General features: G+C 72.9%; 25 protein-coding genes. 8 read left to right on the top strand and 17 right to left on the bottom strand.

Features of this window, described 5'->3' with window-relative positions; translation table 11 throughout:
• Positions 1–176 precede the first annotated feature (176 nt).
• Genes ACTMS0_RS24305 through ACTMS0_RS24295 form a run of 3 tightly spaced genes read right to left on the bottom strand, consistent with a single transcriptional unit; the run spans position 177 to position 2468 of the window.
• Positions 177–425 (bottom strand): hypothetical protein, encoded by a 249-nt coding sequence (locus tag ACTMS0_RS24305; RefSeq protein ID WP_155332271.1) that lies wholly within the window; start codon positions 423–425, stop codon positions 177–179.
• A 10-nt stretch (positions 426–435) separates the two neighbouring features.
• The gene (locus tag ACTMS0_RS24300) at positions 436–1473 is read right to left on the bottom strand and encodes a helix-turn-helix transcriptional regulator (protein ID WP_441157568.1); all 1038 of its coding nucleotides are present in this window, start codon (positions 1471–1473) and stop codon (positions 436–438) included.
• Positions 1470–2468 (bottom strand): helix-turn-helix transcriptional regulator, encoded by a 999-nt coding sequence (locus ACTMS0_RS24295; protein ID WP_441157567.1) that lies wholly within the window; start codon positions 2466–2468, stop codon positions 1470–1472. The genes ACTMS0_RS24300 and ACTMS0_RS24295 overlap by 4 nt, the downstream gene beginning before the upstream one ends.
• Positions 2469–2584: 116 nt before the next feature.
• Here ACTMS0_RS24295 and ACTMS0_RS24290 point away from each other — a divergent pair, with 116 nt between their 5' ends.
• On the top strand, positions 2585–3544 hold the full coding sequence (locus ACTMS0_RS24290) for a cation diffusion facilitator family transporter (RefSeq protein ID WP_441157566.1): 960 nt from the start codon (positions 2585–2587) through the stop codon (positions 3542–3544).
• A gap of 92 nt (positions 3545–3636) precedes the next feature.
• The gene (locus tag ACTMS0_RS24285) at positions 3637–4722 is read left to right on the top strand and encodes a DUF3866 family protein (protein WP_441157565.1); all 1086 of its coding nucleotides are present in this window, start codon (positions 3637–3639) and stop codon (positions 4720–4722) included.
• 154 nt (positions 4723–4876) lie between these two features.
• Here the strand turns inward: ACTMS0_RS24285 and ACTMS0_RS24280 are convergent, their stop codons facing one another.
• The 4 genes from ACTMS0_RS24280 to pafA form a co-directional block, all read right to left on the bottom strand.
• Positions 4877–6454 carry an MDR family MFS transporter gene (locus ACTMS0_RS24280; protein WP_441157564.1) on the bottom strand — a complete coding sequence of 526 codons (1578 nt, stop codon included), beginning with the start codon at positions 6452–6454 and terminating at the stop codon, positions 4877–4879.
• 76 nt (positions 6455–6530) lie between these two features.
• Positions 6531–7148 carry a TetR/AcrR family transcriptional regulator gene (locus tag ACTMS0_RS24275; protein ID WP_441157563.1) on the bottom strand — a complete coding sequence of 206 codons (618 nt, stop codon included), beginning with the start codon at positions 7146–7148 and terminating at the stop codon, positions 6531–6533.
• Between the two features lie 74 nt (positions 7149–7222).
• The gene (locus ACTMS0_RS24270) at positions 7223–7408 is read right to left on the bottom strand and encodes a hypothetical protein (protein ID WP_441157562.1); all 186 of its coding nucleotides are present in this window, start codon (positions 7406–7408) and stop codon (positions 7223–7225) included.
• Positions 7409–7477: 69 nt separating this feature from the next.
• Positions 7478–8836: a Pup--protein ligase gene (gene pafA, locus ACTMS0_RS24265; protein WP_088993761.1), complete on the bottom strand. Its 1359-nt coding sequence runs from the start codon at positions 8834–8836 to the stop codon at positions 7478–7480.
• 123 nt (positions 8837–8959) lie between these two features.
• Here pafA and rfbB point away from each other — a divergent pair, with 123 nt between their 5' ends.
• The gene (gene rfbB, locus ACTMS0_RS24260) at positions 8960–9934 is read left to right on the top strand and encodes a dTDP-glucose 4,6-dehydratase (RefSeq protein WP_441157561.1); all 975 of its coding nucleotides are present in this window, start codon (positions 8960–8962) and stop codon (positions 9932–9934) included.
• Positions 9935–9977: 43 nt separating this feature from the next.
• Here rfbB and prcA read toward each other — a convergent pair whose 3' ends face one another.
• From prcA to arc, 6 genes are all read right to left on the bottom strand, one after another.
• Positions 9978–10802 carry a proteasome subunit alpha gene (gene prcA, locus ACTMS0_RS24255; protein WP_441157560.1) on the bottom strand — a complete coding sequence of 275 codons (825 nt, stop codon included), beginning with the start codon at positions 10800–10802 and terminating at the stop codon, positions 9978–9980.
• 55 nt (positions 10803–10857) lie between these two features.
• Complete coding sequence (prcB, locus tag ACTMS0_RS24250; RefSeq protein ID WP_441157559.1) at positions 10858–11697, bottom strand: proteasome subunit beta; 840 nt, start codon at positions 11695–11697, stop codon at positions 10858–10860.
• Positions 11616–11852 (bottom strand): endonuclease VII domain-containing protein, encoded by a 237-nt coding sequence (locus ACTMS0_RS24245; protein ID WP_441157558.1) that lies wholly within the window; start codon positions 11850–11852, stop codon positions 11616–11618. Before ACTMS0_RS24245 ends, prcB begins: the two co-directional genes overlap by 82 nt.
• Positions 11853–11969: 117 nt before the next feature.
• Entirely contained in the window at positions 11970–12185 is a 216-nt protein-coding gene (locus ACTMS0_RS24240; RefSeq protein WP_441157557.1) for a ubiquitin-like protein Pup, read from the bottom strand.
• A gap of 116 nt (positions 12186–12301) precedes the next feature.
• A complete protein-coding gene (dop, locus tag ACTMS0_RS24235; RefSeq protein WP_441157556.1) occupies positions 12302–13819 on the bottom strand; it encodes a depupylase/deamidase Dop in 1518 nt (505 codons plus the stop codon).
• 151 nt (positions 13820–13970) lie between these two features.
• Positions 13971–15752 (bottom strand): proteasome ATPase, encoded by a 1782-nt coding sequence (gene arc / locus ACTMS0_RS24230; RefSeq protein WP_441157555.1) that lies wholly within the window; start codon positions 15750–15752, stop codon positions 13971–13973.
• A 178-nt stretch (positions 15753–15930) separates the two neighbouring features.
• On the opposite strand from arc, the gene ACTMS0_RS24225 reads away from it, so the two are divergent.
• Complete coding sequence (locus ACTMS0_RS24225) at positions 15931–16224, top strand: ferredoxin (protein ID WP_168003422.1); 294 nt, start codon at positions 15931–15933, stop codon at positions 16222–16224.
• A gap of 65 nt (positions 16225–16289) precedes the next feature.
• On the opposite strand, the gene ACTMS0_RS24220 is transcribed toward ACTMS0_RS24225, so the two are convergent.
• The 3 genes from ACTMS0_RS24220 to ACTMS0_RS24210 form a co-directional block, all read right to left on the bottom strand.
• On the bottom strand, positions 16290–16862 hold the full coding sequence (locus ACTMS0_RS24220; RefSeq protein ID WP_441157554.1) for a hypothetical protein: 573 nt from the start codon (positions 16860–16862) through the stop codon (positions 16290–16292).
• Between the two features lie 78 nt (positions 16863–16940).
• Positions 16941–17942 (bottom strand): tRNA (adenine-N1)-methyltransferase, encoded by a 1002-nt coding sequence (locus ACTMS0_RS24215; protein WP_441157553.1) that lies wholly within the window; start codon positions 17940–17942, stop codon positions 16941–16943.
• On the bottom strand, positions 17939–19093 hold the full coding sequence (locus tag ACTMS0_RS24210; protein ID WP_441157552.1) for a site-2 protease family protein: 1155 nt from the start codon (positions 19091–19093) through the stop codon (positions 17939–17941). The genes ACTMS0_RS24215 and ACTMS0_RS24210 overlap by 4 nt, the downstream gene beginning before the upstream one ends.
• Before the next feature lie 82 nt (positions 19094–19175).
• On the opposite strand from ACTMS0_RS24210, the gene ACTMS0_RS24205 reads away from it, so the two are divergent.
• The 4 genes from ACTMS0_RS24205 (at position 19176) to ACTMS0_RS24190 (ending at position 24478) form a co-directional block, all read left to right on the top strand.
• Complete coding sequence (locus ACTMS0_RS24205) at positions 19176–20090, top strand: RecB family exonuclease (RefSeq protein ID WP_441157551.1); 915 nt, start codon at positions 19176–19178, stop codon at positions 20088–20090.
• 44 nt (positions 20091–20134) lie between these two features.
• Positions 20135–20812: a response regulator gene (locus tag ACTMS0_RS24200; RefSeq protein WP_441157683.1), complete on the top strand. Its 678-nt coding sequence runs from the start codon at positions 20135–20137 to the stop codon at positions 20810–20812.
• A gap of 349 nt (positions 20813–21161) precedes the next feature.
• Complete coding sequence (locus ACTMS0_RS24195) at positions 21162–21929, top strand: ABC transporter ATP-binding protein (protein WP_441157550.1); 768 nt, start codon at positions 21162–21164, stop codon at positions 21927–21929.
• On the top strand, positions 21929–24478 hold the full coding sequence (locus ACTMS0_RS24190) for an ABC transporter permease (RefSeq protein WP_441157549.1): 2550 nt from the start codon (positions 21929–21931) through the stop codon (positions 24476–24478). Before ACTMS0_RS24195 ends, ACTMS0_RS24190 begins: the two co-directional genes overlap by 1 nt.
• A 91-nt stretch (positions 24479–24569) precedes the next feature.
• Here the strand turns inward: ACTMS0_RS24190 and ACTMS0_RS24185 are convergent, their stop codons facing one another.
• Positions 24570–25217: an HAD family hydrolase gene (locus ACTMS0_RS24185; protein ID WP_441157682.1), complete on the bottom strand. Its 648-nt coding sequence runs from the start codon at positions 25215–25217 to the stop codon at positions 24570–24572.
• Positions 25218–25541: the final 324 nt, after the last annotated feature.

The raw sequence follows: 25541 nt of genomic DNA, 5'->3' as shown, positions 1-25541 counted from the left end.
GGGTGGTACCGCAGCCCATCGTACGTGCGTCGTGGGTCGTTGCCACCCGCCGGGTGGTGAGGGATCGTCCCGGCCGGTGAAGTCTTGACCAACCCCCGATGTCCCGTCAACCGCCGGAGCGTGCCGATCCGTGCGCGGAACGGGCCGCGACCGCGCACGGATGCGACGAAGATCGATCAGCCGCCGCGCTTCGCCTTGATGACGGCGAGCCGGCGCTGGGTGGTGTCCAGCCGCTCCTGCAGCGCCTCGGCCCGGGCCTGGAGTGCCTCGGCGGCCTCCTGGAGCGCCTCCGCCTCACCGGCGCGTCGTTGCAGCGCCAGGGCGGCGCGGCGCAGCCGGGGCAGCCGTGCCACGACCGGCCGGACGGCCAGCCCGAACAGCACGAGCGGGACCAGTACCAGCGCGACCACGATCCACGTCACCACGGCGGCCAGCCTACTGGGTGGGGGCCGCCACCGCCGGGTCGGCCGCCGGCGGGTCGGCCGGGTCGCGCGGGGGCGGCGGCGTCGCGTACGCGTCGAGGGCCGCGACCGCCGCCGCGTGCACCTGGGTCGCCAGCTCGGCCGGGGCGACCACGGTGACGTCCGGACCGAGGCCCAGCACGAACCGGCGCGCCCAGGCCAGGTCGGTGACGCGCAGCGACACCAGCCACTGGTCGCCGTCGCCCTCCTCGACCCGCTCGCACGGGTAGTACTCGGTGATCCACCGCTCGCCGCGGCCGATCCGCAGGGTGACCAGCGGCAGGTCCGGCGAGGGCCGGAACACGCCCTCGGTGAGGTCGTGCGGGCGGGCCTGCGGCGGCACCCGGGCCGGCTCGTCCAGCAGCGTCACCGCGTCGATGCGGTCGGCCCGGAACAGGCGCATCCCCTCGGCCCGGCGGCACCACGCCTCCACGTACCCCCGGCCGCCGACCATGAGCATCCGCAGCGGGTCGACCACCCGGTCGGTCGTCTCGTCCCGAGCGGCCGTGTAGTAGGTGATCCGCAGCGCCCGGCCGCTCTCCACCGCCGCCCGCAGCTCCGCCACCTTGCGGGTGTCGGCCGGCAGCCGTACGGCGACCGGAGCGCCCACCAGGTCACCCGCCGCATTCTCGATCTTGGCCAGGGCGCGCTCCACGGCTTCCCGGTTGGCCACGCCCGGCGTCTCGGCGAGCATCCGCAGCGCCACGACCAGGGCGAGGGCCTCGTCCGGGGTGAGCCGCAGCGGCCGGTCGATCCCCGCGTCGTAGGTGATCGTCACCCGGTCGCCGTCGAACGCCATGTCGATCAGGTCGCCCGGGCCGTATCCGGGGAGCCCGCACACCCACAGCAGCTCCAGATCCTCCCGCAGCTGCCGCTCGGTGACGCCCAGGTCGGCGGCCGCCTCGGCGATCTCGATGCCGGGGCGGGCCAGCAGGTACGGCACGAGGTTGAGCAGCCGGGCCAGCCGGTCGGCGGACGTGCGGGAGGCGCCGCGGGCGGCGGGTCGGGTCACCGGGCACCTCCGGCGACGGCGAGGTCGTCGTGGCGGGCGGCGATCTCCTTGAGCCGCTGGATGACCGCCTCCCGCACCTCCGGCGGGTCGAGCACCCGCACGTCCGGCCCGTACCCGACGAGCTGGCCGGCGAGGAAGTCCGCGTCGGCGTACGGCAGGACCAGCCGGTCGCCGTCCGGCCCGGAACTCGTCTCCACCGCCCAGCGGCGCAGCCCGGCGGCCCGGCCGGGTGCGGCGAGGACGGTGGCGCGGCCGTTGCGCTCGATCGGGCCGGACCAGCGGGCGACGTGACTGATCAGGTCGACCCCGGCGGGTGGCTCGTACGCCCCCGGGCGGCCGGTCACCCGGACCGTGCCCACCACTCGCGAGAGGCGGAAGCAGCGGGTCGCCGCCCGGTCCAGGTCGTGCCCGACCACGTACCACCGGCCCCGCCAGCAGACCACGCCCCACGGCTGCAACCGGCGGCGGGACGGCTCGTCCCGGTCCGGGACCCGGTAGTCGAAGCTCACCTCGCGGCGGTCCCGCGCGGCGGCGGTCAGCGGCGCGAACGCCGGGTCGACCGTCACCATCGGCTCCAGGCCGAGGGTGGCCTGCGGGTCCACGTCCACGCCGGCGGCGCGCAGCTTCGCCAGCCCCGAGGAGGCGGCGGCGGCCAGGCCGGCGTGCTGCCAGAGCCGGGCGGCGATGCCCACCGCCGCGGCCTCGTCCGGTTCGAGGGGGATGTCGGGCAGCGCGTACTCCCGCCGGGCGATCCGGTAGCCGGGCTCGACGTCGAACGCGCTGGCCGTCCCCGTCTCCAGCGGGACACCCAGCTCGCGCAGCTCGGCCTTGTCCCGTTCGAACTTGCGCTGGAACGCCTCGTGGTCGCGCGCGTCATGCGGATCGTGCTCGTAGCCGGGCACGGTCGCGGCGATCTGCGCGGCGGTCAGGAACCGTCGCGTGGACAGCAGACAGATCACCAGGTTGACCAGGCGTTCGGTGCGGGTCCGCGACACGCGGTAGACGCTAGCAGCCTGGACGCGAAAGCCGCGCACCCACGCAGGCGCGGCGTGCGCCGGCCGGTCCCGGCGTCACCGGGCGGCGGGGCGCCGGCCGGCCATAGGGTGACGACGTGGCGCGGTCGCAGGACAGGAGCGAGAGCGTCGGCACCGTCATCGTCGCCGGGGCCGCGAACCTCGCCATCGCGGCCGCGAAGCTGATCGCCGGGCTCATCGCCGGATCCGCCGCGATGCTGTCCGAGGCCGCCCACTCGGTCGCCGACACCACCAACGAGGTGCTGCTCTTCGTGGCCCTGCGCCGGGGTGCCCGCCCGGCGGACGCCGCGCACCCGTTCGGCTACGGCAAGGAGAGCTTCGTCTGGGCGTTCTTCGCGGCGCTGGCCACATTCGTCGCCGGGTCCGGCTTCGCGATCACCCACGGGGTGCACACGATCCTGGCGCCCGGGCGCGGCGGTGACTACCTGGTGTCGTACGTCGTGCTGGCGGTCTCGTTCGTCGCCGAGTCGGTCTCGTTGGCCCGGGGGGTCCGGCAGATCCGCGGCGAGTCCCGCCGGTGGCGCACCACCTCGCTCCGGTTCCTCCGGCTGTCGCCGGACACCACCGTCAAGGCCGTGGTCCTAGAGGACAGTGCGGCACTGGTCGGGCTGCTGCTGGCCGCCGGCGGGGTGGGCCTGTCCGAGCTCACCGGTGACGAGGTGTGGGACGGCGTCGCCTCCGTCCTGATCGGGCTGCTCCTGCTCCTGGTGGCCACCGTCCTGGCGTACAACAACATCACGCTGCTGGTCGGCCGGGCGGTGCCCGAGCGACTGCGCCGCGAGATCGAGCGCGAACTGTCCGCGCTGCCCGCCGTGCGACGGATCCGCACCCTGCTCACCATGCACCTCGGCCCGACGGACATCCTGATCGCCGCGAAAATCGACTTCGACGACGAGGTGAGCGGCGCGACCATCGAGGCGACGGCCGACGAGGCCGAACGCCGACTCACCCGGCGCTACCCGGGCATCCGGTACGTGTTCCTCCACCCCACCGCCGCCGGCGAGCCGGCGGAGACCGGTCCCGACCCGCGGCCCTGACCACCCCGTCCGCCACCCGCGCCAGCCCCGCCGGCCGACGGCGGCGGACCCGGTCGGGTTCTCCGGCACGGCGGACCGATAGCGTGCCGGGCATGGTGCGATGGCGGTCGGGGACGGTGACGGCACTGCGGCGGGAGTGGGACGGCGCGACGGAACTGGACGTCGACCTGCCCGACGGCACCTCGATGCGGGCTCTCGCGTACCCGGCTCTCGTCGGCCGGCCCGAGGTCGGCGACCGGGTGCTGCTCAACGCCGGCGCGCTGCTGATGGGCCTCGGCACCGGCGGGTACGCCCTCGTCGTGGCCCTGCCGGACCGGCTGCCGCCGGACCCGCCCGCACCGGCCGACAACCGCGAGGCCGGCCACCTGGTCAAGGCCCGCTACACGCCGTTGCAGCCGATCCTGCTCGGCGTCGACGAGGAGGCCTCCCCCCACCGGGCGGTCCTGGCGGACGCCGACGACCTGGCCGGCCTGCCGGTGGTCACCGCCGACCTGCACTCCGCCCTCCCGGCGGTCCTCGCCGGCATCCACGCCGACGCCGCCGACGCCCGGGTGGCGTACCTGCTCACCGACGGGGGCGCGCTGCCGGCCTGGTTCTCCCGCACCCTCGCCGGGCTGCGCGGCCACCTGGCCGGCACGGTCAGCGTCGGGCAGGCCTTCGGCGGCGACCTGGAGGCCAGCACCCTGCACAGCGGGCTGCTCGCCGCCCGGCACGTGCTGCACGCCGACGTCGCGGTCGTCGCCCAGGGCCCCGGCAACCTCGGCACCGGCACCCGCTGGGGCTTCTCAGGGGTCGCCGTCGGCGAGGCGGTCAACGCCGTCGCCGCGCTGGGCGGGCGGCCGGTCGGGTCGCTGCGCATCTCCGACGCCGACCCCCGACCCCGGCACCTCGGCGTGTCCCACCACAGCCTCACCGCGTACGGCCGGGTGGCCCTGGCCCGCGCGGAGCTGGTGGTGCCCGACGGCCTCGACCCGGCGCTGGCCGGCGCGGTCGACGCGGCGCTGGCGCCCCTCACGGTCCGGCACGACGTCGTCCGGGTGCCGGTCGACGGGCTCGACGCCGCCCTGCGGGCCAGCCCGGTGCCGCTGTCCACCATGGGTCGGGGTTTGGACGCCGACCACGCCTACTTCCTCGCCGCCGCGGCGGCCGGCCGGCACGCCGCCCGCCTACTGGCCTGAGCCGCGGGTCGGTCCCGCGCGCCGAGCGGCCGGGGCGTCGCCGGACCGTCAGACCAGCCGATTGCCGTGCTCGACGATCCGGCGGGCGCAACGTCGATGGTGCGGTGTCGGCGGGCCGGCCGGGACGGGCGGCGGGCCCGTCCCGGCCGGCCGGTCAGTGCGCCGACGCGGTGGCCGCGGCATCCTCGCGGGCGCGGCGCTCGTCGCCGCTCAACGTGTGCAGCGGCTTCTCCCTGATGAACAGCACCACCACCAGGGCGAGCAGGGCGAACGGTGCGCCGACCAGGAACAGGTCGGCGGTGGCGGTGCCGTACACGTCCTGCACGATCCGCAGCACCGGCTCCGGCAGGGCGGACAGGTCGGGCACCTCCGCGGAGCCGCCGCCCGTCGCCGCCGGACCGAGCTTCTCCGTCGTCAGGGACGTGACCCGGTTGGCCAGGACGGCGCCGAGGGCGCTCACCCCGATCGCGCCGCCCATGCTGCGGAAGAAGGTCAGCACCGAGGTGGCCGCGCCGAGCTCGTGGGCCGGCACGTCGTTCTGGGCGGCGAGCACCAGGTTCTGCATCAGCATGCCCACGCCCACGCCCAGCACCGCCATGTACAGCGACAGCACGAGGACGCTGGTGCCCGCGTCGATGGTGCCCAGCATCAGCATCCCGGCGGTCATCACCGCGGCGCCGGCCACCAGAAACACCTTCCACCGGCCGTACTTCGTGATGAGCTGGCCCGCGATCGTCGACGAGACCAGCAGACCGAAGATCATCGGCAGGCTCATCAGGCCGGCGACGGTGGGCGACTTGCCGAGCGAGATCTGGAAGTACTGGGACAGGAAGACGGTGCCGCCGAACATCGCCACACCGACGAGCACGCTCGCGACCGTGGCCAGGGTGACCGTGCGGTTGCGGAAGATGTCCAGCGGGACGATCGGCTCCGCGGCCCGCGCCTCGACCGCCACGGCGAGAGCGAGCACCGCCACGCCGCCGATGACCAGCAGGGCCGTCCAGCCGGAGGCCCACGGGAACCTGTGGCCGGCCAGCGACGACCAGATCAGCAGGGTGGACACGCCGGCCGTGATGAGCACCGCGCCCAGCCAGTCGATGCGGACCTTCCGGCGGACGACCGGCAGGTGCAGCGTCCGCTGGAGCAGGACGATCGACAGGATCGTGAACGGCACCCCGATCAGGAAGCACCACCGCCACCCCAGCCAGGACGTGTCGACCAGCAGCCCGCCGATCAGCGGCCCGGCGATCGTGCCGACGCCGAAGACCGCGCCGAAGATGCCGGCGTAGCGGCCCAGCTCGCGCGGCGGGATCATCGCCGCCATCACGATGGTGGCCAGCGCCGTCATGCCACCGGCGCCGATGCCCTGCACGACGCGGCTGACCAGCAGCACCTCGACGTTCGGGGTGAGCCCGGCGATCAGCGACCCCACCACGAACAGGCCCAGCGACAGCTGGATCAGCAGCTTCTTGCTGTACAGGTCGGCCATCTTGCCCCACAGCGGCACCGTCGCGGTCATCGCGAGCAGTTCGCTGGTGACGATCCAGGTGTAGACGGTCTGGCTGCCGTCCAGGTCGGCGATGATCCGCGGCAGGGCGTTCGCCACCACCGTGGACGCCAGGATCGACACGAACATGCCGACCATCAGGCCGGATAGCGCCTGGAGAACCTCCCGGCGCGACATCCGCGTACCGACCTCGGCGGTGTCGGCGGGCGGAACCGTGGTGGTCATCGAACTCCTCGTCGTGGTGCCGGCGGACGGCCGCGGCGGCGGCCGTCATCGGTCAGGGTGGCCGCGGCGGCGGCCGTCAGGTGGTGGGTGGGTCCGGGAGGCCGGCGGCGACGGCGTCGAAGGCCTCGGTCACGAGGGCCCGCAGCGGCCGGGAAGCGGGGTCGCCGGCCCAGCGCAGCAGCGCCGTCCGGAGCGCGGCACCGGCGACGGCGGTGACGAGTGCGGGATGACCGTGGTCCGGGTCCACCCCCAGGCGGCCGGCCACGGCGGCGACGATCGCCCGCTCCGACTCGGCGTTGCCGGCGATCAGACGGGGCAGCAGCGACGGGTTCGCGGCGATGACCGCCAGCCGCAGCCGCCACACCTCGCGGTCGGCCTCGATCGTCGCGACGACCTCGTCGAGAGCCAGCCGGACCGCCTCGAACGCGGACACCTCCGGCGGCGCGGCGGTCACCCGGGCGACCAGCAGATCCCGGTCCGGTGCCTGGTCGCCGAGGAGCGCGTCGTCCTTGCTGGCGAAGTAGTTGAAGAAGGTCCGCGACGACACGTCGGCCGCCTCGCTGATCTCCTCCACCGTCACCTGGTCGAGGCCACGCTCGGCGACCAGCCGCAGCGCGGCCTCGGTCAGCGCGGCCCGCGTCTGCCGCTTCTTGCGGTCCCGGCGGCCGGACTGGCCCTGGTCGGCGGTGGTCACACCCCGACGCTACGAGCGATCTTGCACGGTCCGCAAACTTTCATCGGGTGAAGTGACGTTGCCCGCGGGACGAATCAGGCGAAGACGACCACGGCGACCCAGGCGGTCACGATCAGCGCGAGGGCGAGCGCCAGCACCCAGGTGGGCACCGTGTACTCGCCGCGACGGTTGCGCTCGATCTCCTCGCGGATCTTCTGGCGGCGGCGCTCGGCCCAGCTCTGCTTCTCGGAGCTCGGGCCGGCCGGTTCGGTAGGCATCATGGCGCCGACAGCCTACCGGGCGGGCCGTCCCGGGCGGACGCACACCGTCCCGGGCCGACCCGCCACCGGTCACATGCTGGCGATCAGCCGCTCCACCCGCTCGTCGTACGCCCGGAACGGGTCCTTGCACAGCACCGTGCGCTGCGCCTGGTCGTTCAGCTTCAGGTGCACCCAGTCGACGGTGAAGTCCCGCCGCTTCTCCTGGGCGTGCCGGATGAACTCCCCCCGCAGTCGCGCCCGCGTCGTCTGCGGCGGCGTCTCCTTCGCCTCGAAGATCTCCGGGTCGGTGGCCACCCGGTCCACCTCGCCCCGCCGCTCCAGCAGCCCGTACAGGCCCCGACCGCGGCGCAGGTCGTGGTACGCCAGGTCCATCTGCGCCACCCGCGGGTGCGACAGCGGCAGGTCGTGCTTGCGCTGGTAACGCTCGATCAGCCGCAGCTTCGTCACCCAGTCGATCTCCCGGGCCACCGGCTCCAGGTCACCGGTCTCCACCGCCCGCAGCACCCGGCCCCACAGCTCCACCACCCGCTTCGCCGTCTGGTCACCGCCGCGGCGCTCGACGAACTCGGTCGCCTTCGCCAGGTACTCCTGCTGGATCTCCAGCGCGCTGACCTCCTTGCCGGAGGCCAGCCGCACCTTCCGCCGCCCGGTGATGTCGTGCGACACCTCGCGGATCGCCCGGATCGGGTTCTCCAGCGTCAGGTCCCGCATCACCACGCCGGCCTCGATCATGCGCAGCACGATGTCCGCCGTGCCGACCTTCAGCAGCGTGGTGACCTCGTTCATGTTCGAGTCGCCCACGATCACGTGCAGCCGGCGGTAGCGCTCCGCGTCCGCGTGCGGCTCGTCCCGCGTGTTGATGATCGGACGGCTGCGGGTGGTCGCCGACGAGACGCCCTCCCAGATGTGCTCCGCCCGCTGCGACAGGCAGTACACCGCACCGCGCGGCGTCTGCAGCACCTTCCCCGCCCCGCAGATCAACTGCCGGGTGACCAGGAACGGGATCAGCACGTCGGCCAGCCGGCCGAACTCGCCGTGCCGCGACACCAGGTAGTTCTCGTGACAGCCGTACGAGTTGCCGGCCGAGTCGGTGTTGTTCTTGAACAGGTAGATCTCACCCGCGATGCCCTCGTCGTGCAGCCGCTTCTCCGCGTCGACGAGCAGCCCCTCCAGGATCCGCTCACCGGCCCGGTCGTGCGCGACCAGGTCCACCACCGAGTCGCACTCCGGTGTCGCGTACTCCGGGTGCGACCCGACGTCCAGGTACAGCCGGGCCCCGTTGCGCAGGAACACGTTGCTCGACCGGCCCCACGACACCACCCGCCGGAACAGGTACCGCGCGACCTCGTCGGGGGACAGCCGGCGCTGCCCGCGATAGGTGCAGGTGACGCCGTACTCGGTCTCGAGGCCGAAGATTCGCCGCTCCATGATGAGACATTAGCCGCCCGACCCCTCAGATGGGCAGCGCTCGTCACGCCCATCCCACGCGGCGCCCGCCCGCGTCCGCCGGCTCCGTCCCGGCCACCCCCGCCCGGAGGTACGGTGCGAGCCGTGAGGATCCTCGTCACCGGCGGCGCCGGGTTCATCGGCTCGGCGTACGTGCGGCGCCTGCTCGACGGCGCCGAGCCCACCCTGCGGCCGGACCGCGTCACCGTGCTCGACTCGTTCACCTACGCCGGCACCGACGGCAGCCTGGACCCGGTCCGCGACGACCCCCGGCTGCACGTCGTCCGCGGCGACGTCCGCGACGCCGGCCTGGTCGACGCCACCGTCGCCGGGCACGACGTGATCGTCCACCTCGCCGCCGAGTCGCACGTGGACCGCTCGATCACCGGCGCGGCACCCTTCGTCACCACCAACGTCGTCGGCACCCAGACCCTGCTCGACGCCGCGCTGCGGCACGGCACCCGCCGGTTCGTGCACGTCTCCACCGACGAGGTGTACGGCTCCATCGACCACGGCTCCTGGCCGCCGTCCGCGCCGCTGGACCCCAGCTCCCCGTACTCGGCCTCCAAGGCCGCCGCCGACCTGCTGGCCCTCGCCTACCACCGCACCCACGGCCTCGACGTGGTGATCACCCGCAGCGCCAACACCTACGGTCCCTACCAGCACCCGGAGAAGGTGATCCCCCTCTTCGTCACCAACCTCCTCGACGGCCGCCCACTACCGCTGTACGGCGACGGCGGCAACGTCCGCGACTGGCTGCACGTCGACGACCACTGCCACGGCATCGTCCTCGCCCAGCAGGCCGGCCGGGCCGGCGGCGTCTACCACCTCGGCGGTGGCACCGAACTCACCAACCGCGACCTCACCGCGCGGCTGCTCGCCGCGTTCGGCGCCGGCTGGGACCGGGTGACGCCGGTCGCCGACCGCAAGGGCCACGACCGGCGCTACTCCCTCGACACCACCACCAGCCGGCGCGACCTCGGCTGGGCGCCCACCGTCGACTTCGACGCGGGGCTCGCCGCCACCATCGACTGGTACCGGGACAACCGGGCCTGGTGGGAGCCGCTCGTCAAGGCGTGACCGTTGACCGGGCCGGCGCAGCGACACCCACCCGTGCCGTGGCTCAGGACTCGGGGCGCTCCGGCTCCTGGCCCTCCAGGTCGGCCGAACCCGCCGACGTGGTCGGCTTGTGCGCCGCCTCGGTCGGCACCGTCGGGGTCTCCGGCCGCGCCGACGGCTCCTCGGCCTTCCCACCGTCCAGCAGTGCGGTCAGCGCGGCACCGGTGATCCGCCGGAACGTCCGCCCCACCCGGCCGCGGTCCAGGATCGCCACCTCCAGCTGGTTCGCCGCGATCGTGCGCGAGGCCCCGCCCTCGCCGCCGACGCTGCCCAGCGCCTGCACCGCCACCTTCACCGCGTCGCCCAGCGACATGTCCGGCCGGTGATTCGACTTCAGCACCCCGGTGATCGCCTCGGCCTGGCCGCCCATCGCCATCCGGCCCGGCTCGTCGTTGACCGAGCCGTCGTACGTCAGCCGGTACAGCTCGTCGTCCTCCGGCGTCGCGCCGACCTCGGCGACGCAGATCTCCACCTCGAACGGCTTCGACTGCTCGGTGAAGATCGCACCCAGGGTCTGGGCGAAGGCGTTCGCCAGCCCGCGGCCGGTCACGTCCCGCCGGTCGTAGCTCAGGCCGTTCAGGTCGGCCATCCGCACGCCGGCCCGCCGCAGGTTCTCGAACTCGTTGTACCGCCCCACGGCGGCGAAGCCGATCCGGTCGTAGATCTCGCTGACCTTGTGCAGGGCGCTGGACAGGTTCTCCGCGACGAAGAGCACCCCGCCGGCGTAACTCAGGACCACCGCGCTGCGACCCCGGGCGATGCCCTTGCGGGCCAGCTCGGAGCGGTCGCGCATGATCTGCTCGGGCGAGGCGTAGAACTGCATGGCCACGGCGGCGGTTCTCCTTACGACGCTGTGCTGGGACTGCTGTCGGGTGGGGGTGGCGTCAGCCGCCCGGGTTCTCCATGCGGCCGGACACCACGCTCTCGGCGATCGCCGCCGTCTCGGCGTCGGTGAGCCGGTGCGTGCCCTCCGCCGTCGCGGTCATCACCACCGGGTAGATCCGCCGCGTCAGGTCCGGCCCACCGGTCGCGGTGTCGTCGTCGGCCGCGTCGTACAACGCCTCCACCGCCAGGCGGACCGCGTCGTCGATCGACAGCCCGGCCCGGAACCGCTTCTTCAGGGCCGACTTCGCGAACAGCGAGCCCGAGCCGATCGCGTCGTAGCCGGTCTCCGCGTACGGGCCGCCGGTCACGTCGAAGCTGAAGATCCGGCCCGCCTCCGCCGGGTCGGTCGCGGCCAGGTCGAAGCCCGCGAACAGCGGGATCACGGCCAGACCCTGCATCGCCGCGCCCAGGTTGCCGCGGATCATCGACGCCAGCCGGTTGGCCTTGCCGTCGAGCGAGAGCATCGCGCCCTCGATCTTCTCGTAGTGCTCCAGCTCCACCTGGAACAGTCGCATCAGCTCGATGCCGATGCCGGCGGTGCCCGCGATGCCCACCAGCGAGTACGCGTCCGCCGGGTGCACCTTCTCGATGTCCCGCTGGGCGATCAGGTTGCCCATCGTGGCCCGCCGGTCGCCGGCCATCACCACGCCCCCGGCCGCCGAGATCGCCACGATGGTGGTGGCGTGCGGCGCCAGGTCGGCGGCCATGCCCGGCGGCAGCGGCCGACGGCCGGGCAGCATCTCGGGGGCCACCTTGCTCAGAAACGCTGTGAAGGAGGACGTCCCCGCGTTGGTGAACACATCTGGAAGACGCCCGGATGGATCAAAACCCGCTGCCACGTGGTTCCTCTCAGGTACGTGATCGCCCTGGCCAGCCTCTCCGGACTGTCCCGGAACTGGCCAAGACCACCGTTGCAGTTGAAGCAGAGTATCCCGCGCACCCATCCGGTGCGATGATCGTGGTCCAGGTGTTGCGGATCTTCCAAACCGCACATGCCGCGGACCCACCCTGCTCCGCGACCGAGGTGGCGCCGGTCCGCCCCACCCCGTACCGCCGCGCGGCAGGTGATGCTCCCGGCCGTCCGAACCGGGGAGCAAAACGGGCATATGCCCTATTGTCCCCCTTTTTGGACGTAGCCCCGGACGAATTCCTCTGCGTTCTCTTCGAGGACCGAGTCGATCTCGTCGAGCAGGTCGTCGACGTCCTCGGTGATCTCGGCGTGCCGCTCGGCAACCTCCGGGTTCGCCTCGGTCGTGACGTCCTCGATCTCCTCGCCCTGCCGGGACTTCCCGGTCTGCGACTGCCCGCCGCTGTCACGAGTGGCCATGGCTGCCTCCTCCACGATCGTCTGCGAGAAACTTACCTCGCGCAGGCGACGAAAAGCCCGTCGCGCGCCGGCTCGCGGCACACGACGGGCTTTCAGGCATCCACGGCGGTGGCGGCTCAGCCGCCGGTCAGGGTCTCCAGCAGGTCCTTCGCGCTCTCGCAGCGGTCGAACAGCGCGCCGACGTGCTTGCGGGTGCCGCGTTCCGGCTCCATCATCGGCACCCGCACCAGCGACTCGCGGCCGACGTCGAAGATGACGGAGTCCCAACTCGCGGCGACCACCTCCGAGGCGTACTGGGCGAGGCAGCGCCCCCGGAAGTAGGCGCGGGTGTCCTCCGGCGGCTCCGTCATCGCCGTACGCGTCTCCTCCTCCGGCAGGAGGGTCTTCATCGCGCCCCGGGAGACCAGCCGGTGGTAGAGGCCCTTCTCCGGGCGTACATCGGAGTACTGCAGGTCGACCAGTTGCAGCTTGTGCGAACCCCAGCCGAGCTTCTCCCGCTCCCGGTAGCCCTCCAGCAGCCGCAGCTTGGCCACCCAGTCGAGTTCGTCGGCGCAGAGCATGACGTCGCGGCCGAGCCGGTCCAGGACGCTCTCCCAGCGGGCCAGCACGTCAACGGTCTGCTCGTCCAGGTCGGTGCCGTACCGGTCGTCCACGAAGGAGCGCACCCGCTCGAAGTAGGCCCACTGCACGTCGAGAGCGGTGAGCCGCCGGCCGTCGCGCAGTCGCATGAGGTGGGTGAGCGACGGGTCGTGGCTGACCGCGCGCAGCTCGCTGACCGGGTCGGCGATGCCGAGGTCGGGCCCGAGCGCCTTCTCCTCGATCATGGTGAGGATCAGCGCCGTCGTGCCGACCTTGAGGTACGTCGAGATCTCCGACAGGTTGGCGTCGCCGATGATGACGTGCAGCCGTCGGTACTTGTCGGCGTCGGCGTGCGGCTCGTCACGGGTGTTGATGATGGGCCGCTTGAGGGTGGTCTCCAGGCCCACCTCGACCTCGAAGAAGTCGGCGCGCTGCGAGATCTGGAAGCCGCTCTGCCCGCCGTCCTGGCCGATGCCGACCCGGCCGGCGCCGATGACGATCTGCCGGGTGACGAAGAACGGCGTCAGGTACGCGACGATGTCGGCGAACGGGGTCTGCCGCCGCATCAGGTAGTTCTCGTGGGCGCCGTAGCTGGCGCCCTTGTTGTCGGTGTTGTTCTTGTACAGGTGGATGGGGTGGGTGCCGGGGATGGTGGCGGCGCGGCGCGCGGCCTCGGCCATCACCCGCTCGCCGGCCTTGTCCCAGCGCACCAGGTCCCGGGGGTTGGTGACCTCGGGGGTGGAGTACTCGGGGTGGGCGTGGTCGACGTAGAGCCGTGCTCCGTTGGTGAGTATCACGTTGGCCAGCCCCAGGTCCTCGTCGGCGAGGGCCTCCGCGGGGTCGTACGCGGCGCCGGAGTAGGTGAAGCCGCGCGCGTCGCGCAGCGGGGACTCCTCCTCGTAGTCCCAGCGGGCCCGGCCGCCCCGGTTGAGTTCCGGGCGTGCCCCGTAGGCGTTGACCACCTGGGAGGAGGTGACCATGGGGTTGGCCCCGGCCTGGCCGGGCACGGAGATGCCGTACTCGACCTCGGTGCCCATGATCCGTCTAACGCTCATCGACCTACCTGCTTCGCTCGCCCGACCGGTCCCGCAGTCGAGCGTAGTCGGCGCCACGACCGATGGTGACGTTGGCCGTCCGGCGTGGGCGCGCCCGGTGACGGTGAGGGCCCGGGTCGCTCGCCTGCGCCCCGGGCCCTCGTGCCGTCGGTCAGAGGTACTGGCCGGTGTTGCTGGCGGTCTCGATGGACCGGCCGGCCTCGGCGCCCTTGCCGCCGGAGACGAGCGTGCGGATGTAGACGATCCGCTCGCCCTTCTTGCCGGAGATGCGCGCCCAGTCGTCGGGGTTGGTGGTGTTGGGCAGGTCCTCGTTCTCGCGGAACTCGTCGACGCAGGCGTCGAGGAGGTGCTGCAGGCGCAGGCCCTTGCGACCGGAGGTGAGGAACTCCTTGATGGCCATCTTCTTGCCCCGGTCGACGATGTTCTGGATCATCGCGCCGGAGTTGAAGTCCTTGAAGTAGAGGACTTCCTTGTCGCCGTTGGCGTAGGTGACCTCGAGGAAGCGGTTCTCCTCGGTCTCCGAGTACATCCGCAGGACGACCGCGTCGATCATCGCCGCCACGGTGGCCTGAGGGTCGCCGCCGTGCTCGGCCAGGTCGTCCGGGTGCAGGGGCAGCCCGGGGAGGATGTACTTGGTGAAGATGTCCTTGGCCGCCTCGGCGTCCGGCCGCTCGATCTTGATCTTCACGTCGAGCCGGCCGGGGCGCAGGATCGCCGGGTCGATCATGTCTTCCCGGTTGGAGGCGCCGATGACGATGACGTTCTCCAGGCCCTCGACACCGTCGATCTCGCTGAGCAACTGCGGGACGATCGTGTTCTCCACGTCGGAGGAGACGCCGGAGCCGCGGGTGCGGAACACCGAGTCCATCTCGTCGAAGAACACGATGACCGGGGTGCCCTCGCCGGCCTTCTCCCGGGCGCGCTGGAAGATCAGCCGGATGTGCCGCTCCGTCTCGCCGACGTACTTGTTGAGCAGCTCCGGGCCCTTGATGTTGAGGAAGAAGCTGGTGTGCTTTTCCTCGCCGCGCCGCTCGGCGATCTTCTTGGCCAGCGAGTTGGCCACCGCCTTGGCGATGAGCGTCTTGCCGCAGCCGGGCGGGCCGTAGAGCAGGATGCCCTTCGGCGGCCGGAGCTGATGCTCGCGGAACAGGTCGGCGTGCAGGAACGGCAGTTCCACCGCGTCACGGATCTGCTCGATCTGCGCGTGGAGGCCGCCGATGTCGGTGTAGTCGACGTCGGGCACCTCCTCCAGGACCAGTTCCTCGACCTCGCTCTTCGGGATCCGCTCGTACGCGTACGCCGAGCGGGGCTCGATCATGAGCGAGTCGCCGGCCCTTATGGGGCTGCCGATCAGGGTCTCCGCGAGGTGCACGATGCGCTCCTCGTCGGAGTGGGAGACCACGAGGGCACGGTCGCCCGGGGCGCCGCCGGGACCGGCGAGCACCTCCTTGAGCATCACGACCTCGCCGACCCGCTCGTAGCCGAACGCGTCGACGATGTTGAGCGCGTCGTTGAGCAGGACCTCCTGCCCGCGGCGCAGCTCGTTCACGTCCAGTGAGGGTGAAACGGCCACCCGGAGCTTGCGGCCTCCGGTGAACACGTCCACCGTGCCGTCGTCGTGCCGCGCCAGGAAGACCCCGTAGCCACTCGGCGGCTGGGCGAGGCGGTCGATCTCCTCCTTGAGCGTCACGATCTGCGCGCGAGCCTCTTTCAGGGTGCTCACGAGCCGGTCGTTGTTCTCGGTCAGCCGCGCCAACTGAGCCTGGGTGGCCGCCAGCCGCTCTTCGAGCTGCCGGACGTGTCGGGGGCTTTCGGTCAACTTGCGCCGCACCAGAGCGAGTTCCTCTTGAAGGAACGCGACCTGCGTGGAGAGATCGTGGGCCTCCTTCTCCCACCGTGCGGCGCGCGAGTCCGCGTCGTCGCTGCGTGCCACGTCCCACCTCCCCGGGGGGCTTGAACGTTCTGCCCTAACACTAGCCGCTATGAGGCCGATTCGGTCCCACGCAACGCCCTCGTCACCGAACCTTGATCGCAAAGGGTGGGCGCGGGGGCCGGTCCGGGCGTTCGGGTACCGTCGAGGCGTGCGACGGGAGAACATGGGGGGTGCGCCGGTGGCCGAGGTCGCGACCGACCAGCTGCAGGTCTGGGTGGATCAGGACCTGTGCACGGGCGACGGGCTGTGCGTCCAGTACGCGCCGGAGGTCTTCGAGTTCGACATCGACGGCCTTGCGTACGTCAAGGGCCCCGACGGTGAGCTGGTGCAGACCCCGGGCGGCCGGGTGGACGTGCCGGAGCACCTGCGTCTCGAGGTGATCGACTCCGCCAAGGAATGCCCGGGCGAGTGCATCCACGTCGTGCGCGGCAGCGACGGCGTCGCGGTGGCCGGCCCGGACGCCGAGGACTGACGGCCCGCGCGACCCGGCGGACGTCCGCGCCGGGGCCGCGCATCCCACCCTTGCCGGGGTACGCCTCAGAGCATCGGCCGGCCGACGACGGAGGCGACCAGCCGGGCGAACTCCTCCAGGCGGGCGATCTGGCCCGCGCCGCCGTCGTCGAGGGTCTTGCCGAAGCGCAGCGCGTCGTGCCGGGGTGCGCCGACGGCCTCCTCGCTGGGCGGGGACTCGTCCAGTGACGTCAGCAGCAGGTAGACGTCGATGCTGTCGACGCGGACCGTGCCGTCCTCGTCGCGGGTGAGCCGCCGGCGGCAGCCAACCTCGGTGACCGAGGAGACCGGCACCACCCGCAGCGACGAGGTCATCGAGCCCGGCGGGCCCTCGCCGGGCGGGACGTCCTCGCCGTGCCAGAGGATCAGCCGGCTACCGTCGCAGACGACGACCTCCTGCCAGACGCCGTTGACCTCGTTGACGAAGCGTTCCAGGGTGAACCCGAGCACGGACGCGCCGCGCAGCACGCCGCCGAGCGCTTCGAGGGCCACGTCCGGGTCTCGCAGGTAGGCCCGGGCCGCGGACTCGAGGTCCTGGTACGGCGACCAGTCCGGGAACACCGCCGGCAGGTCGCCGCCGCCGAAGCCCGGCCGGTTCATGCCGCCTCCCCACAGTCGCGCCGCCGACCGGCACCGGCCGGCGTCGGTCCGCTCATTCCCAGCCGCCCCGTTTCGCCGTCACGGCTGCTCCGTCTCCCCCGCCGGCTGGGGCTCCGTCCCGGCGGCCTGCGCGGCGGCCGCGGCCCGGGCGGCCTCCGCCTCGCGCAGCGCCGTGCGGCGCTGGACGTACGCCTCGGTGCCCTTGCTGGGCTTGCGGCGCCGCGGCGGGGCGGTGACCCCGGGGGCGAGCTTACGCGCGGACACCAGGAACGCGGTGTGGGCGATCATGCGGTGGTCGGGGCGGACCGCCAGGCCCTCGGCGTGCCAGTCGCGCACCAGGGACTCCCAGGCCCGCGGCTCGGTCCAGCCGCCGCGCTCGCGCAGGGCCTCCACCAGCTCGGACAGCTGCGGGGTGGTGGCGACGTACCCGATGAACACGCCGCCGGGCAGCAGGGCCCGCTCGACCATGTCGAGGGTCTCCCACGGGGTCAGCATGTCGAGGATGATCCGGTCGAAGCCGGTCTCGGTGTTGGCCGCGACGTCGCCGACGTGCAGCCGCCAGGCCGGGTGGGGGCCGTTGAAGAACGCCTCGACGTTGCGCCGGGCGATCTGGGCGAAGTCCTCGCGGAGCTCCCACGAGTGCAACTCGCCGGTGGGTCCGACGGCGCGCAGCAGGGAGCAGCTCAGCGCACCGGAGCCGGCGCCGGCCTCCAGCACCTTGGCGCCGGGGAAGATGTCGCCCATGGCGACGATCTGGGCGGAGTCCTTCGGGTAGATCACCTGGGCGCCGCGGGGCATGGACAGCACGTAGTCGGCGAGCAGCGGCCGCAGGGCGAGGAACGCCGTGCCGCCGCCGGCGGTGGTGACGACGCTGCCGTCCGGCTGGCCGATCAGGGCGTCGTGCTTGAGGATGCCGCGGTGGGTGTGGAACTCCTTGCCCGGTTCCAGGGTGACCGTGTGCATCCGCCCCTTCGGGTCGGTCAGCTGCACCCGGTCGCCGGGCCGGAACGGCCCGCGGTGCACCGGGGGCGGCGCCGTGGTGTGCTGGTCGGCGGGTGCGGCGGAGGGAGTTGCGGTCACGTGTTCATCTTCCGGTGAGGTTCGAGCAGCTGAGCCAGATCCGCGATGTGCAGGATGCCGACGACATCTTCGCCTGAGGTCACCACGTACTGCGCGCCCGGGTGGTGCTGGACGGTCTCCATCACCTGGTCCCCGTCGAGGCCGACCGGCATGGCCGGCAGGCCGGCCAGCGAGCGGGACACCGCGTCGACCGCCAGCCAGGGGCGGCGCTCCGTCGGGACGGCCGCCGCGGCGGCCGGGTCGACCAGCGCGAGCGGGCGGCCGGCGGTGTCGGTGACGAGCAGCGCGGCGCCCGGGTCGGCGCCGGTGTCGCGGCGACGCTGCGCCTCGGCGAGCGGCGTGCCGGTGGGGACGGTGAGGACGGGCCGGGCCAGCCGGGACAGGTCGATGAGCGGGAACCGCCGGCTGACCCGGGCCGCCCGGATGGACTGCCCGGCGCCCCGCCACAGGGTGAACGCGACCAACAGCATCAAGGGCAGGGCCAGCGGCGCCAGGTGGCGGGTGAGGGTGAGCAGGGTGACCAGCGCGGCGGTGCCGACGGCGAGCGCGCGCCCCACCCAGCCGGCCACCTCGGTGCCCCGGTGCCGATCCCCGGTTACCGCCCAGACGGCGGCCCGCAGCGCCCGGCCGCCGTCGAGCGGCAACCCCGGCAGGATGTTGAACACCGCGACGATGACGTTGCTGACCGCGAGCTGGAAGGCGAGCTGGTTGACCAGGGTGCGGTCGGGCAGGGCCAGGGTGGCCGCGACGGCCCCCGCGCCGAGCACGGCGGAGACCGCCGGCCCGGCCAGGGAGACCAGCAGGTCGACCCGGGGCGACGGGGCGTCGCGTTCCATCTCGGTGTAGCCGCCGAGCAGTTCCAGGGTGATCCCGCGTACGCCGATGCCGTGCCGGCGGGCGGTCAGGGCGTGCCCGAGCTCGTGCAGCAGCACCGAGCCGAGCAGGGAGACGACGAAGCCGAGCCCGATGAGGTAGCCGCCGACCTGCGACAGGCCCAGTTGACGACGGGCGAACTCGCCGTACATCACGGTGACGATCGACGCGAGCAGCACCATCGACCCGTTGAGGTGCAGCGGCACCCCGAACACCCGGCCGACGGTCAGGCCGGGACGCCCGCCCGGCCGCCGGGGCGGTCGCCTCTTCTGCTCCACCGGCCCGATGCTACGCGGCGCCGATCATGTGCCGGAGCGGCGACGGCGGTGGTGTCGGACCGGTGCCCTACCCTTTCCGGACATGACGGCGGATCCGGTGACGACGCAGCAGCCCCCGCTCCCGGCGGAGGTCCCGGCCACGGTGCGGGCCTCGCTGTCCCCGTCACGGGCGGCGGATTTCAAGACCTGCCCGCTGCTCTACCGGTTCCGCAGCATCGACCGGCTGCCCGAGCGACCCAGTGTGGAGCAGGCGCGCGGCACGCTGGTCCACGCGGTGCTGGAGCGGCTGTTCGACCTGCCGGCGGCCGGGCGCACCCCGGCCGCCGCCGGCGACCTCGTGGCCCCGCAGTGGGAGCGGCTGGTCACCGAGCAGCCGGAGCTGGCCGGCCTGTTCGCCGACGGCGACGAGGCGGCCCGGTCGGGGTTCCTCCGCTCGGCGGCGGCGCTGCTCGAGGGCTACTTCGCGGTGGAGGATCCGCGCCGGCTGGAGCCGGCCGAGCGGGAGAGCCTGATCTCCGCGGTGGTCGACGAGGAGCTGCTCATCCGGGGCTACCTGGACCGCCTCGACGTGGCGCCGGACGGCGCGCTGCGGGTGGTCGACTACAAGACCGGGGGCGCGCCGCGGGAGGCGTTCGAGGCGCGGGCGCTGTTCCAGTTGAAGTTCTACGCCCTGGTGCTGTGGCGCACCCGAGGGGTGGTGCCGCGGGTGCTGCGCCTTCTCTACCTGCGCGACGGCGAGGTCTGCGACTACGCGCCGGACGCCGACGAGCTGGTGCGCTTCGAGCGCACGGTGGTGGCGCTGTGGCGGGCGATCGAGGCGGCCACCGCCGCGCAGGACTTCCGCCCCCGGCCGAGCCGGCTGTGCGACTGGTGCAGTCACCAGGCGCTGTGCCCCAGCTTCGGGGGCACGCCGCCGCCGTTCCCCGTCGCCCCGACCGCCTCCGACCCGCTGCGCGACGCCCGGTCCCGTCCGGCGCCGCCGGGCGCGGACGAGTGACGGTCTCCGGGTCCGGCGGCGCCGACCCGCAGCGGCAGGCCGGGTTGGCGTCGGTCCGACGGCCGGTGCGCATCCTGATCGTCGACGACCAGCCGCTGCTGCGCACCGGCTTCCGGATGGTGCTCGGCGCCGAGGAGGACTTCGACGTGGTCGCCGAGGCCGGCGACGGCGTGGAGGCGGTGGAGCTGTCCCGCCGGCTGCTGCCCGACGTGGTGCTGATGGACGTGCGGATGCCGCGGCTGGACGGGGTGTCCGCGACGCGCGCCATCGTCGAGTCCCGGTTGCCGGTGCGGGTGCTGATGCTCACCACGTTCGACCTCGACGAGTACGTGGTGGGCGCGCTGCGGGCCGGGGCGCGCGGCTTCCTGGCCAAGGACGTGCCGGCGGAGGACCTGGTGGCGGCGATCCGCACGGTCGCCGCTGGCGACGCGGTGGTGGCCCCGCGGATCCTCAACCGGCTGCTGGACCGCTTCGCCCACCTCCTGCCGGACCCGGCTGCGGCCCCGCCGCGGGTGCTCGACACGTTGACCGACCGGGAACGGGAGGTGCTGATGCACGTCGCCCGCGGTCTGTCGAACGCGGAGATCGCGCGGGCGCTGTCGGTCAGCGAGACCACCGTCAAGACGCACGTCGGTCACGTGCTGACCAAGCTCGGTCTGCGGGACCGGGTGCAGGCGGTGGTGCTCGCGTACGAGTCGGGCCTGGTCCGTCCCCGCGCGTAGCAGGCGTCCGCCGCGGCGGGTGACCGGCGTCCGCACGGCGTACCCGGAACCGATCTGCCGGCGTAACGGCGTCGTTGCGGTCGCCACCTACCGTGACCATCGACGGCGCGGTGGGGTTGACCCTGACGCGGCGTCACTGTTCAGGATCGGTCTCGACGGCCGGGAAACCGGCTCGACCGGTCACCGGATCAGGGGTAACCCTGAGTGGCGGTCGGGGGCACCCGCAGCCCGAAATCCGCCACGGCTCCACCGGAAGTTGGACGGCCCTGTGGCGGACAGCGCCGAAGATGGGTTCTACGCGCCGGACCAGCGGGGGGCGGTGCGTTTCGGACGACGAGAGGAAGATGACGTGACCGCGACGGTAGGCCGTCAGGCGCAGGCCGCGGCCCGCGCGAGCGACGTGTGGAAGGTGTACGGCAGCGGTGAGGCGCAGGTGATCGCGCTCCGCGGGGTCACCTGCGAGTTCGAGCGGGGCCGGTTCACCGCGATCATGGGCCCGTCCGGCTCGGGCAAGTCGACGCTGATGCACTGCCTGGCGGGGCTGGACTCGGTGACCCGGGGCACGGTGGCGGTCGGCGACACCACGGTCACCGGCCTGGGCGACGCCGGGCTGACGAAGCTGCGCCGCGACAAGGTCGGTTTCATCTTCCAGCAGTTCAACCTGCTGCCGACGCTGACCGCGAAGGAGAACATCCTGCTGCCGCTGTCGATCGCCGGCCGCAAGCCGGACCCGGCCTGGTACGACACCGTGATCGACACGGTGGGCCTGCGGGACCGGCTGGGGCACCGGCCGGCACAGCTGTCCGGCGGACAGCAGCAGCGGGTGGCGTGCGCGCGGGCGCTGATCGCCCGCCCCGAGGTGATCTTCGCGGACGAGCCGACCGGCAACCTCGACTCCCGCGCCGGCGCGGAGGTGCTGGGCTTCCTGCGGCGCTCGGTCCGCGAGTACGGGCAGACCATCGTCATGGTCACCCACGATCCGACCGCCGCCGCGTACGCCGACCGGGTGGTGTTCCTCGCCGACGGGCAGATCGTGTCCGAGCTGGTCGAGCCCACCGCGGAGACGGTGCTGGACACGATGAAGAAGCTCGACACCCCGGCCGAGGTGGGCAACTGATGTTCCGGGCGACCCTCAAGAGCCTGCTGGCGCGCAAGCTCCGGCTGATCCTGTCCGGATTGGCGGTGGTGCTCGGCGTCATGTTCGTCTCGGGCGCGTTCGTGCTCACCGACACCCTCGGCCGGTCCTTCGACGCGGTCTTCGCCGACGCGTACGAGGGGGTGGACGTCAACGTCGCCGCGAAGCCGAAGGTGGCGCTGAGCGAGTTCGAGGGCGAGCAGGTGGCGGCGCCGGTGCCGGCCTCGACGGTGGAGCGGGTCCGGGCGGTGCCCGGCGTGGACGAGGCCACCGGGATCGTGGCCGCCGACGGCGCGCGGCTGATCGGCAGCAACGGCAAGGTCGTCGCCTCGTTCGGGCCGCCCCAGCTCGGCGAGAACTGGGTGGGCGAGAACGACCTGGTGAAGCTGCGCGAAGGCCGGGAGCCACGCGCGGACAACGAGATCGTCGTCAACGCCGCCCTGGCGAAGGCCGCCCGGGTGTCCGTCGGCGACCGGGTCGGCGTGCTGACGCTCCAGCCGAAGCAGGAGTTCACGCTGGTCGGGATCTTCGGCTACAGCGGAGGCCGCGACTCCATCGGCGGCGTCAACGAGGTCATGTTCACGACGCCGGTGTCGCAGCGGCTGATGCTCGGCGCACCGGACGTCTTCACCAACATCACGATCACCGCCGCCGACGGCGTGTCGGCCGAGAAGCTGCGCGACGACCTCGCGGCCGCCCTCGGCGCCGACTACGAGGTGAAGACCGGTGAGCAGCTCTCCGCCGACGCGTCGGCGGGCCTGAAGGAGGGCCTGTCCTTCTTCAACCGGATCCTGCTCGGCTTCGCCGCGGTGGCGCTGCTCGTCGGCACGTTCCTGATCCTCAACACCTTCTCGATCATCGTGGCCCAGCGCACCCGCGAGCTGGCGCTGATGCGGGCCATCGGCGCCGGCCGCCGGCAGATCATCGGCTCGGTGGTCCTGGAGGCGGTGGCGGTCGGCCTGATCGCCTCGGTGCTCGGCCTGGCCGCCGGCATCGGCATCGGCGCGCTGCTGGCGTACCTGTTCGGCAACCTCGCCGGTGGACTCACCCTCGCGGGGATCGGCGTACCGGCCGCCGCGGTGATCGGCGCGTTCGGGGTCGGCCTGATCATCACGGTGGTGGCGGCGCTGCTGCCCGCGCTGCGGGCGTCGCGGATCCCGCCGATCGCCGCGATGCAGGACGTGGCGACGCCGGATCGGCCGCTGACCAAGGTCACCGTGGCCGGCGCGGCGGTCACGGCGATCGGCACGACGCTGCTCTTCCTCGGCCTCGGCGGGCACGTCCGCGGCAACACCCTGCCCACCATCCTGGTCGGCGTGCTGTTCGCCTTCATCGGGGTGGCGCTGCTGACCCCGCTGATCAGCCGGCCGGTGGTGAGCCTACTCGGCGCGATCTTCTCCTGGTCGGTACCGGGCAAGCTGGGCCGGCTGAACTCCGGGCGCAACCCGCGCCGCACCGCGATCACCGCCGCCGCCCTGATGGTCGGCATCGCCCTGGTCACCGGGGTCACCGTGATCCTCGACTCCGCGAAGGGCAGCATCGGCAAGCTGGCTCAGGACACCATCAACGCCGAGCTGGTGATCGCCGGGGCACAGAGCGGCCCCCGGCCGCCGAGCTTCGATCCCTCCGTTCTGGAGAAGATCAAGGCGATCCCGGGGGTGACGCTCGTCGACGGCACGTACGGCGACATGGCCCAGGTCGGCAGCGAGCGCACCTGGGTGGGCGCCAGCAGCGACGTGGCGGCGCTGGGCCCGATCTTCGAGGCCAAGGCCACCGCCGGCGACATCAGCCGGCTCGGGCCGGACCAGATGCTGGTCAGCTCGGACGTCGCGAAGTCCCGCAACCTCACCGTCGGGTCCACCGTGCCGGTCCAGTTGGCCCGCGGTGAGCCGAAGACCTACACGGTCAGCGGCATCTACGAGAGCGCCGAGTTCCTCGACCCGGTGACACTGCCGATCGAGGCGACGCGGGACTTCACCGTCCCGCAGCCGATCATGGGCTTCATCCAGCTCTCCCCCGACACCCCGAGCGCCGACGTGCTCCCGCGGGTGGAGGCGCTGCTGGCGGACAGCCCCGAGGTGTCGGTGGCCGACCGGGACGCGTTCATCCAGCAGCAGACCGGTCAGCTCGACGGGCTGCTCACGATGATCCAGATCCTGCTAGCGCTGGCCATCGTGATCGCGGTACTGGGCATCGTCAACACGCTCGCGCTGTCGGTCCTGGAGCGCACCCGCGAGCTGGGCCTGCTGCGGGCGATCGGCCTGCGCCGGGCCCAGACCATGCGGATGATCACCGTGGAGGCGGTGGTGATCTCGGTGTTCGGGGCGCTGCTCGGCATCGCCGTCGGCACCGGCCTGGGCGCCGCCGTGGTGGAGGCGCTGCGGGACGAGGGGATCACCGACCTGGTGCTGCCCTGGGCCGACATGGGCGTGATGCTCGGCCTCGGCGCCGTCGTCGGGGTGGTCGCCGCCGTCCTGCCGGCGATCCGCGCCGCCCGCATCGACGTCCTGGGCGCCATCGCCCACGACTGAGGTACGAGAAAGGGGCCCCTTCTCCCACCGGATCGGTGAAGAAGGGGCCCCTTCTCGACGTTCCTCCCCGGCCCGGCGCGGGGCGGCAGCGTCAGGCCGGCGGTTCGCCGAGCAGCGCCGCGAGCAGTTCCAGGTCCGCGGCCGTCAGGCTCTCCAGTTGGTGTACGCCGTCGCGCGGCTCCAGCGGCACCTCCGCCGGCACCGCGAGCACCGCCGCGCCGGCGGCGAGGGCACTGGCGACCCCGGTCGACGAGTCCTCGATCGCCACACACCGCTCAATCGGCACGTCGAGCAGCCGGGCGGCGGTCAGGTACGGCTCCGGGTGCGGCTTGGCGGCGTCCACCTCGTCACCGCACACGACGGCGTCGAAGCTGTCCCGCCCGAGGGTGTCGAGCGCGACCTCCACGAGCGCCCGGCCGCTGGAGGTGACCAGGGCGGTGGGGATGCCGGCCGCACGGACGGCGCCCAACAGCGCCAGGGCGCCGGGCCGCCAGCGCAACCCGGTGCGGAACAGCTCCAGGATCCGCGCGTTGATCCAGGCGGCACTCGCCTCCGGGTCGCGCTTCGGCTGGCCCAGATCGTCGTGCAGGATCTTCATGGACGCGGCCATGCTGGTACCGACCATCGCCCGGCGGGCCGGTTCGGACAGGACACCGCCGTACTCGGCCGCCAGCTCCTGCAGCGCGACGTCCCACAGCTTCTCGCTGTCGACCAGCGTGCCGTCCATGTCGAAGAGCACGGCGGCGGGGTGGTGGCTGCTCAGCGGGGGCCTCCTCACAGGTCGGCGTACCGGCAGATCCTTCCAGCCCTCCCCAGGGCGGTGGCGGCGATCTCCGGCTCCAGTGACCTACGCCGCTGAGTCCGTCGTTGCGTCGGGCTTGTGGGTGGTCGGCTTGGGCCCGTCCTTGCGTCGGGGTTTGTGGGTGGTTGCGGTGGTGGGGTGGGGCCCGCCGTGCCCGGCTCCGGGCGGTCAGGCTTGATCCCTGCGCCGGTCACGGCGGGCCCCACCCCTGACCTGCTCGCGCTCCGCCCGCCCGTCCCGGTCACGGCACCGGGGCTGGCG

The organism is Micromonospora sp. H33 (assembly GCF_052068455.1).
GTDB lineage: Bacteria > Actinomycetota > Actinomycetes > Mycobacteriales > Micromonosporaceae > Micromonospora.
The sequence above is the reverse complement of the archived record's forward strand: the minus strand, read 5'-3'. Positions and strand labels throughout refer to the sequence as shown.